Source organism: Marmoricola sp. Leaf446, assembly GCF_001424755.1.
GTDB lineage: Bacteria > Actinomycetota > Actinomycetes > Propionibacteriales > Nocardioidaceae > Marmoricola.
This window is the reverse complement of sequence record NZ_LMRF01000001.1, coordinates 640633-658493: the sequence shown is the minus strand read 5'-3', so window position 1 is coordinate 658493 and position 17861 is coordinate 640633. Positions and strand designations below refer to the sequence as shown.

18 protein-coding genes are annotated in these 17861 nt (G+C 74.2%); 13 read left to right on the top strand and 5 right to left on the bottom strand.

Annotation, left to right across the window (positions count from 1 at the left end; translation table 11 throughout):
• Nucleotides 1-5: 5 nt before the first annotated feature.
• Entirely contained in the window at nucleotides 6-1430 is a 1425-nt protein-coding gene (locus ASG49_RS03125; protein ID WP_235561880.1) for an NAD(P)H-quinone dehydrogenase, read from the bottom strand.
• A 54-nt stretch (nucleotides 1431-1484) separates the two neighbouring features.
• Between ASG49_RS03125 and ASG49_RS03120 the strand changes: the two genes are divergently transcribed.
• From ASG49_RS03120 to ASG49_RS03090, 7 genes are all read left to right on the top strand, one after another.
• A complete protein-coding gene (locus ASG49_RS03120; protein WP_056536951.1) occupies nucleotides 1485-1940 on the top strand; it encodes a gamma-glutamylcyclotransferase family protein in 456 nt (151 codons plus the stop codon).
• A gap of 26 nt (nucleotides 1941-1966) precedes the next feature.
• Nucleotides 1967-2779 carry a purine-nucleoside phosphorylase gene (locus ASG49_RS03115; protein ID WP_056536948.1) on the top strand — a complete coding sequence of 271 codons (813 nt, stop codon included), beginning with the start codon at nucleotides 1967-1969 and terminating at the stop codon, nucleotides 2777-2779.
• Between the two features lie 120 nt (nucleotides 2780-2899).
• The gene (locus tag ASG49_RS03110; protein WP_056536945.1) at nucleotides 2900-3364 is read left to right on the top strand and encodes a hypothetical protein; all 465 of its coding nucleotides are present in this window, start codon (nucleotides 2900-2902) and stop codon (nucleotides 3362-3364) included.
• A gap of 24 nt (nucleotides 3365-3388) precedes the next feature.
• The gene (locus ASG49_RS03105) at nucleotides 3389-4204 is read left to right on the top strand and encodes a crotonase/enoyl-CoA hydratase family protein (protein WP_056536942.1); all 816 of its coding nucleotides are present in this window, start codon (nucleotides 3389-3391) and stop codon (nucleotides 4202-4204) included.
• Between the two features lie 24 nt (nucleotides 4205-4228).
• The gene (tpx, locus tag ASG49_RS03100) at nucleotides 4229-4723 is read left to right on the top strand and encodes a thiol peroxidase (protein ID WP_056536939.1); all 495 of its coding nucleotides are present in this window, start codon (nucleotides 4229-4231) and stop codon (nucleotides 4721-4723) included.
• Between the two features lie 13 nt (nucleotides 4724-4736).
• Nucleotides 4737-5609, top strand: coding sequence for an LLM class F420-dependent oxidoreductase (locus ASG49_RS03095; RefSeq protein ID WP_056536936.1), 873 nt, complete (start codon nucleotides 4737-4739; stop codon nucleotides 5607-5609).
• Entirely contained in the window at nucleotides 5606-7249 is a 1644-nt protein-coding gene (locus ASG49_RS03090) for a phospho-sugar mutase (protein ID WP_369814195.1), read from the top strand. Before ASG49_RS03095 ends, ASG49_RS03090 begins: the two co-directional genes overlap by 4 nt.
• Before the next feature lie 9 nt (nucleotides 7250-7258).
• On the opposite strand, the gene ASG49_RS03085 is transcribed toward ASG49_RS03090, so the two are convergent.
• Nucleotides 7259-7801 carry a PH domain-containing protein gene (locus ASG49_RS03085; protein WP_056536933.1) on the bottom strand — a complete coding sequence of 181 codons (543 nt, stop codon included), beginning with the start codon at nucleotides 7799-7801 and terminating at the stop codon, nucleotides 7259-7261.
• A gap of 21 nt (nucleotides 7802-7822) precedes the next feature.
• Nucleotides 7823-8002, bottom strand: a complete 180-nt coding sequence (locus tag ASG49_RS03080) for a hypothetical protein (RefSeq protein ID WP_056536930.1) — start codon at nucleotides 8000-8002, stop codon at nucleotides 7823-7825.
• A 126-nt stretch (nucleotides 8003-8128) separates the two neighbouring features.
• Between ASG49_RS03080 and ASG49_RS03075 the strand changes: the two genes are divergently transcribed.
• A complete protein-coding gene (locus tag ASG49_RS03075; protein ID WP_056536926.1) occupies nucleotides 8129-9031 on the top strand; it encodes an alpha/beta fold hydrolase in 903 nt (300 codons plus the stop codon).
• Here ASG49_RS03075 and meaB read toward each other — a convergent pair.
• Together meaB and ASG49_RS03065 are read right to left on the bottom strand one after the other, a co-directional pair.
• Nucleotides 9021-10031: a methylmalonyl Co-A mutase-associated GTPase MeaB gene (meaB, locus tag ASG49_RS03070; RefSeq protein ID WP_056536923.1), complete on the bottom strand. Its 1011-nt coding sequence runs from the start codon at nucleotides 10029-10031 to the stop codon at nucleotides 9021-9023. The two genes, ASG49_RS03075 and meaB, sit on opposite strands and share 11 nt — an antisense overlap.
• Nucleotide 10032: 1 nt before the next feature.
• On the bottom strand, nucleotides 10033-11223 hold the full coding sequence (locus tag ASG49_RS03065) for an acetyl-CoA C-acetyltransferase (RefSeq protein WP_056536919.1): 1191 nt from the start codon (nucleotides 11221-11223) through the stop codon (nucleotides 10033-10035).
• A gap of 147 nt (nucleotides 11224-11370) precedes the next feature.
• On the opposite strand from ASG49_RS03065, the gene mce reads away from it, so the two are divergent.
• The 5 genes from mce (at nucleotide 11371) to ccrA (ending at nucleotide 16359) form a co-directional block, all read left to right on the top strand.
• Complete coding sequence (mce, locus tag ASG49_RS03060) at nucleotides 11371-11820, top strand: methylmalonyl-CoA epimerase (RefSeq protein ID WP_056536917.1); 450 nt, start codon at nucleotides 11371-11373, stop codon at nucleotides 11818-11820.
• 44 nt (nucleotides 11821-11864) lie between these two features.
• The gene (locus ASG49_RS03055; RefSeq protein ID WP_056536913.1) at nucleotides 11865-12902 is read left to right on the top strand and encodes a MoxR family ATPase; all 1038 of its coding nucleotides are present in this window, start codon (nucleotides 11865-11867) and stop codon (nucleotides 12900-12902) included.
• Nucleotides 12899-13927, top strand: coding sequence for a DUF58 domain-containing protein (locus ASG49_RS03050; protein ID WP_082533737.1), 1029 nt, complete (start codon nucleotides 12899-12901; stop codon nucleotides 13925-13927). The genes ASG49_RS03055 and ASG49_RS03050 overlap by 4 nt, the downstream gene beginning before the upstream one ends.
• Nucleotides 13924-14871 (top strand): VWA domain-containing protein, encoded by a 948-nt coding sequence (locus ASG49_RS03045; RefSeq protein WP_056536909.1) that lies wholly within the window; start codon nucleotides 13924-13926, stop codon nucleotides 14869-14871. The genes ASG49_RS03050 and ASG49_RS03045 overlap by 4 nt, the downstream gene beginning before the upstream one ends.
• 150 nt (nucleotides 14872-15021) lie before the next feature.
• A complete protein-coding gene (gene ccrA, locus ASG49_RS03040) occupies nucleotides 15022-16359 on the top strand; it encodes a crotonyl-CoA carboxylase/reductase (RefSeq protein WP_056536906.1) in 1338 nt (445 codons plus the stop codon).
• Nucleotides 16360-17861: the final 1502 nt, after the last annotated feature.

Here is a 17861-nt window from a genome sequence, read left to right as displayed (position 1 = left end):
TGCATTCAGTCGAGCGGCGAGTGGTGCATCCGGCGCGCCGCCTCGGCGATCGACCCGCTCATCGAGGGGTAGACCGTGAAGACGTGGGCCAGCTGGTCGACGGTGAGCGACTCGGCCACCGCGATCGAGATCGGGTGGATCAGCTCGCTGGCGCGGGGGCCCACGACGACCCCGCCGATGACGGCCCCGGTGCCGGGGCGGGCGAAGAGCTTCACGAAGCCGTCGCGCACGCCCTGCATCTTGGCCCGGGCGTTGCCGGCCAGCTCCAGGCGCACCGTCTCGGCCGGGACCTCGCCGGCGTCGACCGCGCGCTGGGAGCAGCCCACGGTGGCGATCTCGGGCGCGGTGAAGACGTTGGAGGAGACCTGGCCGAGGTCGAGCGGGGTCACCGCGTCGCCGAGGAAGTGCCACATCGCGATCCGGCCCTGCATCGCGGCGACGCTGGCGAGCATCAGCACGCCGGTGCAGTCGCCCGCGGCGTACACCCCCCGCGCGGAGGTGCGCGAGACGCGGTCGACCTTGACGAACCCGCCGTCGTCCAGCGCGACGCCCGCCTCCTCCAGGCCCAGGTCCCGGGTCTTGGGCACCGAGCCCAGCGCGAGCAGGCAGTGGGAGCCGGTCACGGTGCGGCCGTCGGTCAGGGTGACGGTGACCTCGTCGCCGTCGCGGGTGGCCGACTCCATCCGCGAGCGCGAGAGCACGTTCATCCCGCGCCGGGTCAGCACCTGCTCGAGCACCTCGGCGGCGTCGGCGTCCTCGCCGGGCAGCACCCGGTCGCGCGAGGAGACCAGGGTGACCTCGACCCCGAGCGCCAGGTAGGCGTTGGCGAACTCGGCGCCGGTGACGCCCGACCCGACCACGATCATGTGCGAGGGCGTCTCGGTCAGGTCGTAGACCTGCTCCCACGTCAGGATCCGCTCGCCGTCGGGCTCGGCGGTGCCCAGCGTGCGCGGGGCGGCGCCCGTCGCGAGCAGCACGGCGTCGGCCTCCAGCCGCTCGGTGCCGCCGTCGGGCAGCGTCACCTCGACGGCGCCCGGGCCGTCGAGGCGGCCGAAGCCGGTGACGACCCGGACGCCCTCGGACTCCAGCCGCTGGCCGATGTCGTCGGACTGGTCGCGGGCCAGGCGCTTGACCCGGGCGTTGACGCGGGCCAGGTCGACGGTGAGCTGGTGGGCGGGGTCGCCCTCGTGGTCCTCGAACTGCACGCCGAGCTCGGGCGCGCCGGAGAACTCCGTCATCAGCTCGGCGGTGGCGATCAGGGTCTTGCTGGGCACGCAGTCGGTCACCACGGCCGAGCCGCCGAGGCCGTCGCTGTCGACCACGGTCACCTCGGCCCCGATCTGCACGGCGACCAGCGCCGCCTCGTAGCCGCCGGGGCCGCCGCCGATGACCACGACGCGCTGGGCCTGCCCGAAGTCTGGTGTCGTCACGCCCTCATTGTGTCGCATGCGGGAGCGACGCCCGCCGCGGCTTAGTGTGACGCCGTGACGCTGTACGCCGCCTACGGGAGCAACCTCGATCCCGCCCGGATGGGAGAGCGGTGTCCCCACTCCCCGCTGCGAGGCACCGGCTGGCTCGAGGGCTGGCGCCTGACGTTCGGCGGCGAGGAGCACGGCATCGACGGCGCGCTGGCCACGATCGTGCAGGACACCTTCGAGCGCGTCTTCGTGGCGATCTACGACGTCACCGACGAGGACGTCGCCGCGCTCGACGGCTGGGAGTCGGCCGACACCGGGCTGTTCCGCAAGGTCAAGGTGCGGGTCTCGCTGCTTGCCTCGGAGGAGGTGGCGTGGGCCTACGTGCTCGACGCGTTCGAGGGCGGGCTGCCCTCGGCGACCTACCTCGGCACCCTCGCCGACGCCGCCGAGGCCGCCGACGCGCCCGACGACTACCTCACGGCGCTGCGCTCGCGGCCCTGCCGGTCCAACTTCGGCGGGTAGCCCGGCCCCCGCATAGGGTCGGGGCCGTGAACGAGCAGACCACGCCCCCGTCGTACGCCGCGCAGGCCGCCGAGGCCGCCCAGGTCCTGGCCGAGAGGACGGGCGTGGAGCGTCACGACGTCGCCCTGGTGATGGGCTCGGGCTGGCTCCCGGCCGTCGACGCCCTGGGCGAGGCGACCGCGGAGATCAGCGCCACCGACCTCCCGGGCTTCGCCCCGCCGGCCGTGGAGGGCCACGCCGGCCGGATCCGCTCGGTCCGCGTCGGGGACACGAACCTGCTGGTCTTCCTCGGGCGCACCCACCTCTACGAGGGCCTGGGCGTGCGTGCCGTCGTGCACGGCGTCCGCACCGCCGCCGCGGCTGGCTGTCGCACCGTCGTCCTCACCAACGGCTGCGGCGGCCTCGACGAGTCCTGGACGCCCGGCACGCCCGTGCTGATCTCCGACCACGTCAACCTGACCGCCACCTCGCCCCTCGAGGGCGCCAGCTTCGTCGACCTCACCGACCTCTACAGCCCGCGGCTGCGTGCGCTGTGCCGCGACGCCGACCCGACGCTCGACGAGGGCGTCTACGTGCAGCTGCCCGGCCCCCACTACGAGACCCCCGCCGAGATCCGGATGATCCGGACCATCGGCGGCACCCTGGTCGGGATGAGCACCACGCTCGAGGCGATCGCGGCCCGGGAGGCCGGGATGGAGGTGCTCGGCGTCAGCCTGGTCACCAACCTCGCCGCCGGCATCACCGGTGAGCCACTGGACCACGAGGAGGTGCTCGCCGCGGGTCGCGCTGCGGCCAGCCGGATGGGCGAGCTCCTCGGGGGCGTCGTACCCCATCTGTGAGGTGCGCGCAGGTGTGTCCGCCGCGACGGTCCGACCGTTGACAGCGCTGCCGCCGCACCGATAGCCAAGGACCGACCGCGCGCCCGTCCGGGCGACGGTCGGCCACCGGGAGGGGCAGGCATGAGCGACGAGCGCGACGAGTCCACGGGCAGCACCGACGAGCGCGACGAGTCGCGTATCCCCGACGACACCCAGCACCGGGAGTTCGACGAGGACGGCCACGCCGAGGAGGGCACCATCCTCGACGAGGGCGGCGTGGACACCGACGAGCGCGCCGGGCGCAGCCAGGGCATCGACACCGAGTCCGAGCCCGACGAGGAGACCGCCCAGGAGATGGAGGAGGAGCGCGAGCGCCGCCTCGACCCCGAGAACCGTCCCGAGAACGCCGAGGTCGACAACACCCAGCGCGACTTCGACGTCGACCGCGGCAAGTTCACCGACCGTGACGACTACGACGAGGGCGACCCCGCGCCGTACGCCGAGGACGACGACGAGGACGACGGCAAGGACGGCCAGGACGACGACCGGGCCGCCGACGACGACTCCGACGACGACTCCGGCGACGAGTCCGACGACGGGAAGTGACTACCGGCGGGTAACCTGAGCCGCATGGCCGCCTCCCGCCCCGCCCCGCTCGTCACCTGCTCGGTCGCCGACGGCGTCGCCGAGGTGCGCCTGGACCGGCCCGAGAAGCTCAACGCGCTCACGCTCCAGACGCTCCACGAGCTCGTGGCGGTCGCCCGGCGGCTGCGCCGCGACCGGTCGCTGCGGGCGGTGGTGCTCACCGGCGAGGGCACGTCGTTCTGCGCCGGGCTCGACTTCGGCGCGGTGCTCACGCAGCCGGCCGGCATCGTGACGGCCTTCGTGCCGCGTCCCTGGCGCGGCACCAACGTCTTCCAGGAGGCGTGCTGGGCGTGGCGCCGGCTCCCGGTGCCGGTCATCGCGGCGGTCGACGGCCACTGCTACGGCGGCGGGCTCCAGCTCGCGCTGGCCGCGGACTTCCGGATCGCCACCCCCGACTCGCAGTGGTCGGTGCTGGAGGGCAGGTGGGGGATCATCCCGGACATGAGCGGGGTGGTGACGCTCAAGCAGCTCGTCGGCGCCGACACCGCCAAGCTGCTGACGATGACGGCGCGCAAGGTCTCCGGCAAGGAGGCCCGCGACCTCGGCCTGGTCACCGAGCTGGCCGGCGACCCGGTCGCGGCGGCCCACGACCTGGCCCGCGAGCTGGCCGAGCGCTCCCCCGACGCGCTGGCGGGCGCCAAGCGCCTGTTCGACGACACCTGGACGGCCTCGGTCCGGCGTACCTTCGCCCGCGAGCGCGCCGAGCAGCTGCTGCTCCTGTTCGGGGCCAACGCCCGGGCGGCCCGCGAGGCCGCCTTCGGTGCGGCCCCCGCCCGGTTCGGTCCCCGCGCCCGGCGGTGACGCGGCGGGTCTAGATTGGCCGGCATGGCTACCACCGCACTCGGTCCCGACCCCGCCCAGACCTCCGGCGACCTGCCCGCCCCCGGCTCGCAGGCCCCCGACTTCACCCTCGTCGACACCGACCTGGCGGAGTTCTCGCTGGGCGACCTGCCCGGCCGCAAGGTCATCACCATCTTCCCCAGCATCGGCACCGGCGTCTGCCAGGCCAGCGTGCGCAAGTTCAACGAGCTGGCCGCCGGGCTCGAGGACACCACCGTCCTCAACGTCTCGGTCGACCTGCCGTTCGCGCTGACCGGCTTCTGCGCCGCCGAGGGCATCGAGGACGTCAAGGTCGGCTCGGCCTTCCGGTCCGGCTTCGGCGAGGACTACGGCGTCCGGCTGCTCGACACCAAGTTCGAGGGCCTGCTGGCCCGTGCGGTCGTCGTCGTCGACGCCGACGGCACCGTGCTCCACTCCGAGCTGGTGCCGCAGATCGGCCAGGAGCCCGACTACGACGCCGCCGTCGCGGCGCTCTCCTGACGGGGTCGGGCCGATGAAGCTCGCCGTCCACGCCGCGAACCTGACCTGGCCCGGTGGGGCCGCCGAGCTTGCACCCACCCTGGCCGGGGTCGCCCGCGCCGCCGACCAGGGCGGCGTGACCACCCTGACGATGATGGACCACTGGTTCCAGATGGAGCAGATGGGCGGCCCCGCCGAGCCCATGCTCGAGGGCTACACCTCGCTGGGCTTCCTGGCCGGGATCACCGAGCGGGTCGAGCTGGGCCTGCTGGTCACCGGCGTGACCTACCGCCACCCGGGCCTGCTGGCCAAGACCGTGGCCACCCTCGACGTGCTCTCCGGCGGCCGGGCGCTGTTCGGCATCGGCGCGGCGTGGTACGACCGCGAGCACCACGGCCTCGGGGTGCCGTTCCCCTCGATGAAGGAGCGCTTCGAGCGGCTCGAGGAGGCGATCCAGGTCTGCGCGCAGATGTGGGGGCCCGAGGAGGGTGCCTACGAGGGCACGCACTACCAGCTCGCCGAGACCGTGTGCCGTCCCGCGCCGCTGCGCGAGGGCGGCCCGCGCGTGCTCGTCGGCGGGTCCGGGGAGCGCAAGACGCTGCGGATGGTGGCGCAGTACGCCGACGCCTGCAACCTCTTCGCCACCGACCGCGACGAGCTGGCCCACAAGCTGGAGGTCCTCGACCGCCACTGCGCCGACCTGGGCCGCGACCCGGGCAAGATCCAGCGCACCAACATCTACGGCGGCGACGCGCTCGGCGACGTCGACGGCTTCCTGCGCCAGGCCGAGGTCTGGGCCTCGCTGGGCCTCGACATGGTCTGGGTCGGCCCCTCGTCCGAGGACCCGGTCGGCAGCGTCGAGCGGCTCTGCACCGAGGTGCTGCCCCGGCTGGAGCAGCTGGGGTGATCCCCGAGGACCTGCGCGAGCGCGTCCGGGCCTGGATCGACGAGGACCCCGACCCGGCCACCCGGGCCGAGCTCGAGGCGCTGCTCGACGCCGGCGCGGCCGACGAGCTCGCCGACCGCTTCGCCGGCGTGCTGGAGTTCGGCACCGCCGGGCTGCGCGGCGCGCTCGGTGCCGGGCCACGGCGGATGAACCGGGTCGTGGTGCTGCGCGCGGCGGCCGGCCTCGCGGCCCACCTCCGCGAGCAGGGCGCGGGCGAGGGCGACTCCGTCGTGATCGGGTACGACGCCCGCCACCTCTCCGACACCTTCGCCCGCGACACCGCCGAGGTGGTCGCCGGGGCCGGGATGCGCGCGCTGCTGCTCCCCCGGCCGCTGCCCACGCCAGTGCTCGCCCACGCGATCCGCGACCTGGGCTGCGTGGCCGGCGTCATGGTCACGGCCAGCCACAACCCGCCGCAGGACAACGGCTACAAGGTCTACCTGGGCGACGGCAGCCAGATCGTGCCGCCCGCCGACGAGCAGATCGCGGCCCGCATCGAGGCCGTCGGCCCCCTGGCCGAGGTGCCCCGCGGCCCCGACGAGCGGATCGAGGTGCTCGGCGACGACGTGCTCGACCGCTACCTCGCCGACGTGGTCGCGCTGGTCGGCGACGACGGCCCCCGCGACCTCGTCACGGTCTACACCCCGCTGCACGGCGTCGGCGGCGACACCGTCGCCACCGTGCTGCGCCAGGCCGGCTTCCCCGCGTCCCACGTGGTGGCCGAGCAGGCCGAGCCCGACCCCGACTTCCCGACCGTGGCCTTCCCCAATCCCGAGGAGCCCGGCGCGATGGACCTCGCGCTGGCCCGCGCCGCCGAGGTCGGCGCCGACCTCGTCGTGGCCAACGACCCCGACGCCGACCGCTGCGCCGTGGCCGTGCCGGGCCCGCACGGCTGGCAGCTCCTGCGGGGCGACGAGGTGGGGGCGCTGCTGGCCTCGCACCTGCTCGACCGCGGCGCGCAGGGCACCTACGCCGCCTCGATCGTCTCGTCCTCGCTGCTCGGCAAGCTCGCCGCCGCGCGCGGTCAGGCGTACGCCGAGACGCTGACCGGCTTCAAGTGGATCGGTCGCGTCCCCGACCTCGCCTTCGGCTACGAGGAGGCGCTCGGCTACTGCGTCGACCCGACCCACGTGCGCGACAAGGACGGCGTCTCGGCGCTGCTGCTGGTCTGCGACCTGGCCGCCCGACTGAAGGCCGAGGGCCGCACCCTGCTCGACCGCCTCGACGACCTGGCCCAGGAGCACGGCCTGCACGCCACCGACCAGCTCTCGGTGCGGATGGACGACCTCGCGGCCATCCCCGCGGCGGTCGACCGGCTGCGCTCGGCGCCGCCCGCGACGCTGGGCGGCCTCGACGTCGAGCAGGTCGACGACCTCGCGCAGGGCGCCGGACCGGGCCTCCTGCCCACCAACGGGCTGCGGCTGCGGCTCGCCGAGGGCGGTCGGGTCGTCGTACGGCCGTCGGGCACCGAGCCCAAGCTCAAGTGCTACCTCGAGGTCGTCGTGCCCGTGGACGCCGGCGGGGTCGACGCCGCGCGGATCGCCGCGGTGGGTCGGCTGGACGCCATCCGCGCCGACCTGGCCGCGGCCGCGGGGATCTGAGCCCCGACCTCACGCCTGGGGTCGGGCCGCCCGCTTGCTGCGCAGGCCCACGCGCTTCTGGACCTCCTGGATCTTGAGGTTGCGCTGGTCGATCCGCGGGACGTAGCGGATCTCGCGCAGCCCCTGCTCCTGGGCGGCCGACTCGAAGGTGAAGTGACCGAAGCCGAGGATGCGGCCGTGCAGCGGCTTGTAGACCGTGATGTCGAGGATGCGACCCAGCGGCATCGAGGCCTCGCGCCGGTTGAGCAGGCCGTGCACGCGGAACACCTTGTCGCTGGTGACCACGAAGCGGTCGATGTTGCGCTGCAGCGCCATCACGCCGCCCCAGGCCATCACCACCAGGCCCGCGAGGAACGGGAACCACGCCCCGCTCGGGCGGGTGAACAGGAACAGCGCCCAGATCGCGAGCCCCGCGGTCCCGACGAGCGCCGGGACGACGTAGACCACCCAGTGCTTGGTGACCACGTCGGCGATGTCCTCGTCGTCGACGCCGTCGCGCAGCAGCCGCTCACCGATGTCGGGGTCGGTCAGCCAGCGCCAGACCCGGCCCACGTCACTGCCCGCCCACGGGGGTCAGCCGGTGACGGTGGTGAGGAACCGGCTGAGCGCGTCGAAGAGCCGCATCAACAGGTCCCAGATCGCGGTGCCGATGTCGCGCACCATCGAGCCGGCACCGTTGGGGTCGGTGAACAGGAACCACAGCAGGAACAGGACGACGACGATGCCCACGCCCTTCTTCAGCACGCCTGTCATCTCGCCGCTCCTCGCTGGACTGGTCAGCATCCGTCCCGCGCGAGCACGCGGGACCCGACCTTTCTACCAACGCCTGGGCCCGGACCGGCGCAGGCGCGCTCACCCGGTGCACGGCATGATGCGGGCATGAGCCCCGTCCCCCTCGCCCCCGCGCCGTTCCCCGTCGAGGTCGAGGGCGGGACCCTGGCGACCTTCCGGTACGGCGACCCCGACGCGCCCCCGCACCGCACCGTGGTGGCGCTGCACGGCATCACCGCCTCCTCGCGCGCCTGGCCGGCCGTGGCCCGCGCCCTGCCCGACGACTGGGCCCTGGTCGCCCCCGACCTGCGCGGCCGCGGGGCCTCGCGCGACCTGCCCGGTCCGACCGGGCTGACCCGCCACGCGGACGACCTCACCCACGTCGCCGCCGCGATCGACCCCGAGGAGACCGGCGACCTCGTGCTGCTCGGCCACTCCATGGGGGCCTACGCCGCGCTGCTGACCGTCGACGACGACCCCACCCCGTTCCGCCGGCTGGTGCTCGTCGACGGCGGCATCCCGCTCCCGGTCCCCGAGGGCGTCGACCACGACGAGCTGCTCGCGGCCACGCTCGGTCCGGCGCTGGCCCGGCTCAGCCAGACCTACGAGGACGCCGAGGCCTACGTCGACCTGTTCCGCGCCCACCCGGCCCTGGGCCCGCACTGGAGCCCGGACATCGAGACCTACGTGCGCTACGACGCCCTGGAGACCGCCGACGGCGTGCGCTCGCGCGCCGTCGAGGACGCCGTGCGCTCCGACGGCCGCGACCTGCTCGTCCTGGGCGAGGAGCTCGACGACGCCCTGGGCCGGCTGCGCGTGCCCACCACGCTGCTGGTGGCCCCGCTCGGCATGTTCGGGGAGGCGCCGGGCCTGCTGCCGGCCGCCGCCGTGGAGCTGTACGACGCGGCGCTGGACGACCTGACGGTGGAGACCGTCGAGGACGTCAACCACTACACGATCCTGTTCGACCCGGTGGCCGTCGAGCGCGTGGTGGCCGCCGTCACCGCGTAGCGGCGCCGTCCTCCAGGCTCTCGAGCAGCAGGTCGGCGGCGGCGTAGGGGTCGCTGCGCCCGTGCACGACCTCCTCGGCGAGGTCGTCGAGGGCGGCGTTCTCGTGGACGCCGCGCCACTGCTGGCGCAGCGCGGTCAGCGCGATGCTCTCGATCTCGTCCCGGGCCCGCCGCAGCCGCCGGCGCTCGAGCTCGCCGGACGCCACGAGGTGGAGCCGGTGCTGCTCGATCGCCTCGGCCACCTCGTCGACGCCGACGCCCTTGCTCGCCACCGTCTTGACGATGGGCGGCTTCCAGGCCCCCTCGGGCCGGTCGCCCAGCGCGATCATCGAGCGCAGCTCGCGGCGCACCTGGTCGGCGCCGTCGCGGTCGGCCTTGTTGATCACGAAGACGTCGCCGACCTCGAGGATGCCGGCCTTGGCCGCCTGGACGCCGTCGCCCATGCCCGGGGACAGCAGCACCAGGGTGGTGTCGGCCATCGCGGCGACCTCGACCTCGCTCTGGCCGACGCCGACGGTCTCCACCAGGATCACGTCGCAGCCGGCCGCGTCGAGCACCCGCAGCGCCTGCGGGGTGGCCCACGACAGGCCGCCGAGGTGGCCGCGGGAGGCCATCGAGCGGATGTAGACGCCCCCGTCGAGGGCGTGGTCCTGCATCCGGACCCGGTCACCGAGCAGCGCGCCACCGGAGAACGGCGAGGACGGGTCGACCGCGAGCACGCCCACCCGCTTGCCCTGCTGGCGCAGCACGCCGACCAGCGCGGAGGTGGAGGTCGACTTGCCGACGCCGGGCGAGCCGGTCAGGCCCACCACCTGGGCGCCGGAGCGCTGCTCGTCGTCACCGCGGGCCGACCCGGAGTACGGCGCCAGGCCGGCCATCACCTCGCGCAGCAGCGGCGAGGCGTCCTCGACGAGCGAGATCAACCGGGCGACCGAGCGGGCGTCGCCGGACCGCGCCCTCGCGACGAGGGTCGGGACGTCGCCGCTCGATCGCCTGCCCACGTCAGGACGCGGGGACCTTCACGACCAGGGCGTCGCCCTGGCCGCCGCCGCCGCACAGCGCCGCGACACCGGTGCCGCCGCCGCGGCGACGCAGCTCGTGGGCAAGGTGGAGCACGATGCGGGCGCCGGACATGCCGACCGGGTGGCCGAGCGCGATGGCGCCGCCGTTGACGTTGACCTTCTCGTCGGGGATCCCGAGCTCGCGGGCCGAGGCGATGCCGACGGCCGCGAAGGCCTCGTTGAACTCCACCAGGTCGACGTCGTCGACCGAGAGGCCCTCCTTGGCCAGCGCCTTGGCGGTGGCGTTGGCGGGCTGCAGCTGCAGCGTGGAGTCGGGGCCGGCGACCTCGGCGTGGGCGCCGATCTCGGCGATCCACGACAGGCCCAGCTCCTCGGCCTTGGCCTTGCTCATCACGACGACGGCGCAGGCGCCGTCGGAGATCTGCGAGGCCGAGCCGGCGGTGATGGTGCCGTCCTTGCGGAAGGCCGGGCGCAGCCGGCCGAGCGACTCCGCGGTGGTGTCGCCGCGCACGCCCTCGTCCTGGCTGACCACGACCGGGTCGCCCTTGCGCTGCGGGATCTCGACGGGGACGACCTCGTCGTCGAACAGGCCGTTCTTCCAGGCCGCGGCCGCCTTCTGGTGGCTCTGCGCCGCGAACTCGTCCTGCTCCTCGCGGGTCAGGTTGGCGTCGGCGCCGTTGCACTCCTCGGTGAGCAGGCCCATCGCCTGCTGGGTGGCCTGGTCGTAGAGCGCGTCGTAGGCCATGGAGTCGACGAGCGCGACGTCGCCGTACTTGAAGCCCTCGCGTGACTTGGGCAGCAGGTGCGGCGCGTTGGTCATCGACTCCATGCCGCCGGCCACGACGATCTCGTGCTGGCCGGATCGGATGAGCGCGTCGGCGGTGGCGATCGCGTTGACACCCGAGAGGCAGACCTTGTTGATCGTGATCGAGGGCAGCGACATCGGCAGGCCGGCCGCGATGCCGGCGGTGCGGGCGGGGTTCTGGCCGGCGCCGGCCTGGATGACCTGGCCCATGATCAGGTAGTCGACCTGGTCGCCGGAGACGCCGGCCTTCTCCAGGGCGCCCTTGATGGCGACGCCGCCGAGCTCGGCCGCCGAGAGGCCCTTGAGCCCGCCGAGCAGGCGTCCGATCGGGGTGCGGGCCCCGGCGACGATGACGGATGCGGACATGGCGGGGCCTCCTGGTGAACGGGACTGCGACTGCCCGCCACCGTAACCGCGATCACCGACGAGCAGCAGGGGTGGATGCGGACCGCGGATGTCGGACACGTCACACCGGGTCGACGGCCCGCGCGACGGCGTCCCACACTGACCCGCATGACCGACGCACCCGCGCTCCCGACCCACCTGTTCACCGCGATCGACCACGTGGGGATCGCGGTCCCCGACCTCGACGTGGCGATCGCGGAGTACCGCGACAAGTTCGGCATGGTCGTGCTCCACGAGGAGACCAACGAGGAGCAGGGCGTGCGCGAGGCGATGGTCGGCGTCGGCGACTCCGGCTCCTGCATCCAGCTGCTGGCACCGCTGTCGCCCGAGTCGACGATCGCGAAGTTCCTCGACCGCTCCGGCCCGGGCCTGCAGCAGCTGGCCTACCGCGTCGAGTCCGTTGAGCAGGTCTCCGCGGTGCTCAGGGAGCGCGGCCTGCGCCTGCTGTACGACGCCCCGCGTCGCGGCACCGCCGGGTCCCGCATCAACTTCGTCCACCCCAAGGACGCGGGCGGCGTCCTCGTCGAGCTGGTCGAGCCCGCCGCCGAGGCGCACTAGCCCGGTCCGGGACGTCCTCACCGCCGCCGCGCCATGATGGCCCGGTGAGCGACGAACGACCGGACCCGACCGCCGACCACCGCTCGGCTGCCGAGGACGCCGCGCTGCTCGAGCAGGCGCTGTTCGAGGTCAAGCGCGTCATGGTGGGCCAGGACGCGCTGGTGGAGCGCATGGTCGTCGGGCTGCTCGCCCGGGGACACCTGCTCCTGGAGGGCGTGCCCGGCGTGGCCAAGACGCTCGCCGTCCGCACGCTGGCCGACGTCGTGGGCGGCTCGTTCCACCGGCTGCAGTTCACGCCCGACCTGATGCCCGGCGACATCGTGGGCACCCGCGTCTGGCGACCCTCGAGCGAGGCCTTCGACACCGAGCTCGGCCCGGTCTTCGCCAACCTGGTCCTCGCCGACGAGATCAACCGGGCGCCCGCCAAGGTGCAGTCGGCGCTGCTGGAGGCGATGGCCGAGGGCCAGGTGAGCATCGGGCGCACGACGTACCCCCTCCCCCGGCCGTTCCTGGTGATGGCCACCCAGAACCCCATCGAGTCCGAGGGCGTCTACCAGCTCCCCGAGGCGCAGCGCGACCGGTTCCTGATGAAGGTCGTCGTGGACTACCCCGACGAGGCCGAGGAGCTGACCATCCTGCAGCGGATGAGCGTCGACCCGCCCCGCTCGCGGCAGGTGCTCAGCACCGAGCAGGTCCTCGGCCTGCAGGCCGCGGCCGACCGGGTCTTCGTCCACCACGCCGTCGCGCAGTACGTCGTGCGCCTGGTCGTCTCGACGCGGCACCCCGAGCGGCACGGGCTGCACGCGATCGCGCCGCACGTCGAGTTCGGCGTCAGCCCCCGCGCCACCCTCGGCCTGGTCGCCGCCGCCCGGGCGCTGGCGCTGATGCGCGGCCGCGACTACGTGCTGCCCCGCGACGTGGCCGACGTGGCGCCCGACGTGCTCGCCCACCGCCTCGTGCTGACCTTCGACGCGATCGCCGACGGCGCCGACCCGCGCCGCATCGTCGAGCACGTCCTGTCCGTGGTGCCGGCACCCCAGGTGGCGCCCCACGACGCCACGAGCGGGACCGGGGTGGCGTGAGGCCGCCGACCGCGTCCCCCACCGGCGCCGGGGGCCGCCGTGCCGCGGCGCCGCTGTCGGAGACCGCTCGCGCCTTCGCCTCGCTGGACCTGCGCGTCCGGCGGCGGCTCGGCGGGCTGCTGCACGGCGACGAGGCCGGGCTGCGGCTGGGCCCGGGCAGCGAGCCCGAGGAGGTGACGCGCTACCGCCCCGGCGAGGACGACGTGCGCCGGATCGACTGGAACGTCACCGCCCGCAGCGCCGAGCCCCACGTCTGGCGCACCGTGGCCGAGCACGAGCGCGAGACGTGGGTCCTCGTCGACGAGACCGCGAGCATGGACTTCGGCACCACCGACCTGGAGAAGGGCGACCTCGCCACCTGGGTCACCGGTGCCCTGGGGCTGCTCAGCGCCGGGCCCGGCAACCGGCTGGGCGTCGCCCACCTGCGTCCCGAGGGGATGACCTGGACGGCGCCGCTGCCCCCGCGCACCGCCGCGATGCAGGCGCTCTCCCGGCTCCCCGCCTCGCCCGCCCAGGCCGGCTCCTCGACCGGTCGCACCCCCACCGACGCCGCGCTCGCGTCCTCGCTCGACCTGGCCGGCGCCCTCGACGCGCTGGACGCGCGCCACCGCCGCCCCGGGGTCCGCGTCGTGGTCACCGACTTCGTCGAGCCCGACGGCCGCACCGAGCGGCCCTTCGCCTGGGAGCGGCCGCTGCGCCGGCTGGCGCAGCGCCACGAGGTCCTGGTGGTCGAGGTCGTCGACCCCCGCGAGCTGACGCTGCCCGACGTCGGCCCGGTCGCGCTCGTCGACCCCGAGACCGGTCACCGCTGCGAGGTCTGGACATCCTCGGCCCGCCTGCGCCACGAGTACGCCGAGCTGGCCGCCGCCCACCGCACGGCCGTCGCCGCCGCCGTCCGCGCCGCCGGGGCCGGCCACCTGGTGCTGCGCACCGACCGTGACTGGGTCGACGACCTCGCCCGCCACGTGGTCGGGCGCCGCACCCCCCAGCGCGCCGGCCGCCGGGCCCCGGGGACCGTGCGATGACCTTCCTGAGCCCCTGGTGGCTGCTCACGCTGCTGCCCGTCGTCGCCCTCGCGGTCGTCTACGTCCTGCAGCGGCGGCGGCAGTCGTCGTACGCCGTGCGGTTCGCCTCGCTGCCGATGCTCGAGCGGCTGGTCCCCCGCCGTCCCCGCTGGCGCCGACACCTGCCTGCCGCGCTGCTGCTGCTGGCGCTGGCCTCGCTCGGGCTGGCCGCGGGCCGGCCGCAGGCCGAGCTGCAGGTGCCCCGGGAGAACGCCACCGTGATCGTCACCGTCGACGTCTCGCTGTCGATGGAGGCCACCGACGTCGAGCCCAACCGGCTCGAGGCGGCCCAGGACGCCGCGGTGAAGTTCGTCGAGGGGCTGCCCGACGGCTTCAACGTCGGCGTCGTGACGTTCTCGGGCAACGTCACGGTCGCCGCGCCGCCCACCGCCGACCGCGAGGCGGCCGTCGCGGCGCTGGAGGACCTCGACCTGGACACCCGCACCGCGATCGGCGAGGGCGTGTTCACCTCGCTCGACCAGGTCGCGCGGATGGCCGAGCGCAACGGCGAGGAGCAGGTGCCGGCCCACATCGTGCTGCTCTCCGACGGCACCAACACCGTCGGCCGGACCCCCTCGGAGGCCGCCGAGGCGGCCACGGCCGCCGGCGTGCCGGTCTCCACCATCGCCTACGGCACCGCCGAGGGGACCGTCATGGCCGAGGGCCAGCTGGTGCCGGTGCCCGTCGACGAGGCCACGCTGGCCACGCTGGCCACCGACACCGGCGGGACGGCGTACACCGCGCGCTCCAGCGACGAGCTGGTCGAGGTCTACGACGACATCCGCTCCTCCATCGGCTTCCGCGCCGAGGACGTCGAGCTGACCCGCTGGCTGGCGGTCCTGGGCCTGCTGCTCGGCCTGGTCGCGGCCGGGCTGTCGCTGCGCTGGTTCGCGCGCTTCCCCTAGCCGGTCGGCCGCGTCCCGGCAGCGCTCCGGGACGACTGAGACGAGTGCCACAGTCGGGGGACAGCGAGGTTACCGATCGTTAATGTCGGGCCACCCGAGCGACGCCCCCGATCGGCGTCCCGATCGACGCAGCCCTAGGAGCCGACGACCGTGCAGCAGATCCTCGACGCCATCATGGCCGGTGACACCTCCCCGGAGGACTACGCCGCCCTGGAACTCCCCGCCTCCTACCGCGGCGCCACCGTGCGCAAGGACGAGGCCGAGATGTTCGAGGGCGTGGCCAGCCGGGACAAGGACCCCCGCAAGTCGCTGCACATCGACGAGGTGGACCTCCCCGAGCTCGGCCCGGGCGAGGCGATCGTCGCGGTGATGGCCAGCGCCATCAACTACAACACCGTCTGGACCTCGATCTTCGAGCCGGTCTCCACCTTCGGCTTCCTCGAGCGCTACGGCCGCGTCTCGCCGCTGTCCAAGCGCCACGACCTGCCCTACCACGTGGTCGGCTCCGACCTCGCCGGCGTCGTGCTCAAGACCGGCCTGGGCGTCCACTCCTGGAAGCCCGGCGACGAGGTCGTCGCGCACTGCCTGTCGGTCGAGCTGGAGAGCCCCGACGGCCACGGCGACACGATGATGGACCCCGAGCAGCGGATCTGGGGCTTCGAGACCAACTTCGGCGGCCTCGCCGAGCTCGCGCTGGTGAAGTCCAACCAGCTGATGCCCAAGCCGGACCACCTGACCTGGGAGGAGGCCGCCTCCCCCGGCCTGGTCAACTCCACGGCGTACCGCCAGCTGGTGAGCCGCAACGGCGCCGGCATGAAGCAGGGCGACAACGTGCTGATCTGGGGCGCCAGCGGCGGCCTGGGCGGCTTCGCGACGCAGTACGCCCTCAACGGCGGCGCCGTCCCCGTGTGCGTGGTCTCCAGCGAGGAGAAGGCCGAGATCTGCCGCAAGATGGGCGCGGAGCTGATCATCAACCGCTCCGAGGCCGGCTACACCTTCTGGAAGGACGAGCACACCCAGGACCAGAAGGAGTGGCGCCGCTTCGGCGGCGACATCCGCGCGCTCACCGGCGGCGAGGACGTCGACATCGTCTTCGAGCACCCGGGTCGCGAGACCTTCGGTGCCAGCGTGTACGCCGCGCGCAAGGGCGGCACCATCGTCACCTGCGCCTCCACCAGCGGCTACCTGCACCAGTACGACAACCGCTACCTGTGGATGAACCTCAAGCGCATCGTCGGCTCCCACTTCGCCAACTACCGCGAGTCGTGGGAGGCCAACCGGCTCATCGCCAAGGGCATGATCCACCCGACGCTCTCGCGCACCTACGGTCTCGCCGACGTCGGCCAGGCGGCGCTCGACGTGCACCACAACCTGCACCAGGGCAAGGTCGGCGTGCTGTGCCTGGCGCCGGAGGAGGGCCTCGGCGTCCGCGACGAGGAGCTGCGCGCCAAGCACCTCACCCAGATCAACGCCTTCCGCGGGGTCTGACCACGACGCCGGCTGGGGCTGGTGGGTTCCCCACGGGACCCACCAGCCCCAGTCGTGTCCCCGATGTGCGTTTCTCCGGCGCGTCGGCGCGTGGCCCACGTGTTTCGTGGCGCGTGGTGGGTGACACTGGGCGGCGTACGGCGGACACCGGGGCACCCCGGTCGCACCGTCGCCGTCGATCACCACACACGGGGATAGAGGAACTTCCATGAGCAACCAGGGCCTGTCCATCTTCGACCGCGATCCCGAGCCCAGCGAGCGCGACGACGAGGCGACCCAGGTCGTGCCGGTCGTCGACGAGGCTCCCTCCGAGGCCCCGGCGAAGGCCCCCGGCGCCTCGGGCAGCACGTCGACCACCCGCACCCAGACCCGCCCGCAGCCGCCGGCGCAGCGCCAGCAGCCGCGCGGGCAGGCCCCCCGTGCGCAGGGCGCCGAGGGCCAGCAGCGCTCCGAGCGCGCGGCCCAGCCGCGCACCGAGGACCGTGCGGCCGCCCCGGCCGCCCGTCCCGCGGCCTCCCGCCCGAGCACCCAGGCCCCGCAGCTGCCCACCGTGCGTCGCGGCGGCTACGACACCGCCGCCGTGGACAGCTTCGTGCGCACCGCCACCGCCGAGAAGGCCGGCCTGTCGGCCAGTCTCGCCGAGGCCCAGAACCGCCTGGAGTCGCTGACCTCCGAGGTCGAGTCGCTGCGCACCCGGGTCGAGGAGCACGAGAACCCGACGTACGCCGGTCTCGGTGCCCGCGCCAACGAGATGCTGCGCCTGGCCGAGGAGCAGGCCGGCGAGGTGCTCGACGAGGCCAACGCGCAGGCCCAGCAGATCCGCCAGCAGGCCCAGCGCGACGCCGCGGCCGTGAAGGCCGAGGCCGAGGCCGACGCCGAGGACATGCGCCTGGTGCAGACCCGTGAGCTCGAGGAGAGCCGCAACCGCGCCACCGCCGACATCGAGGCGCACCGCGCCCGTGCGCTGGCCGAGGCCGACGAGCGCCTCTCCGGCGCCAAGCGCGAGGCCGAGCAGCACCGTCTCGCCGCCGAGCAGGAGACCAACGCGCTGCGCATCTCCGCGGCCCGCGACGCCGAGGCCGCCCGCGCCGCGGCCGAGCGCGAGGTGCAGGAGGCGCGCCGCACGCTCGCCGTCGAGCAGGAGCGGCTCACCCGCGAGGCCGCGGACAACCACGACCTCGCCCGGGCCGAGACCCAGCGCCTGGTCACCGACGCCCAGGACGCCGCCGACGCCGCGCAGAAGCGGGCCCGCGAGGCCACCGAGGCCGCCGAGGCCGCCCGGGAGCAGGCCGCGCTCGAGGCCGAGCAGCACGTCAGCCGGTCGCGCCGCGAGGCCGAGCAGATCGTCAACGCCGCCAAGAAGCAGGCCGAGGCGCTGCGCAACAGCGGCCACGCCGACTCCGAGCGCGAGCTGCAGCAGCTGCAGGCCGAGGTCGACCGCCTGGCCCGTCGCCGCGACTCGATCACCTCTCAGCTCGCGCAGCTGCGTGACGTGGTGGCCG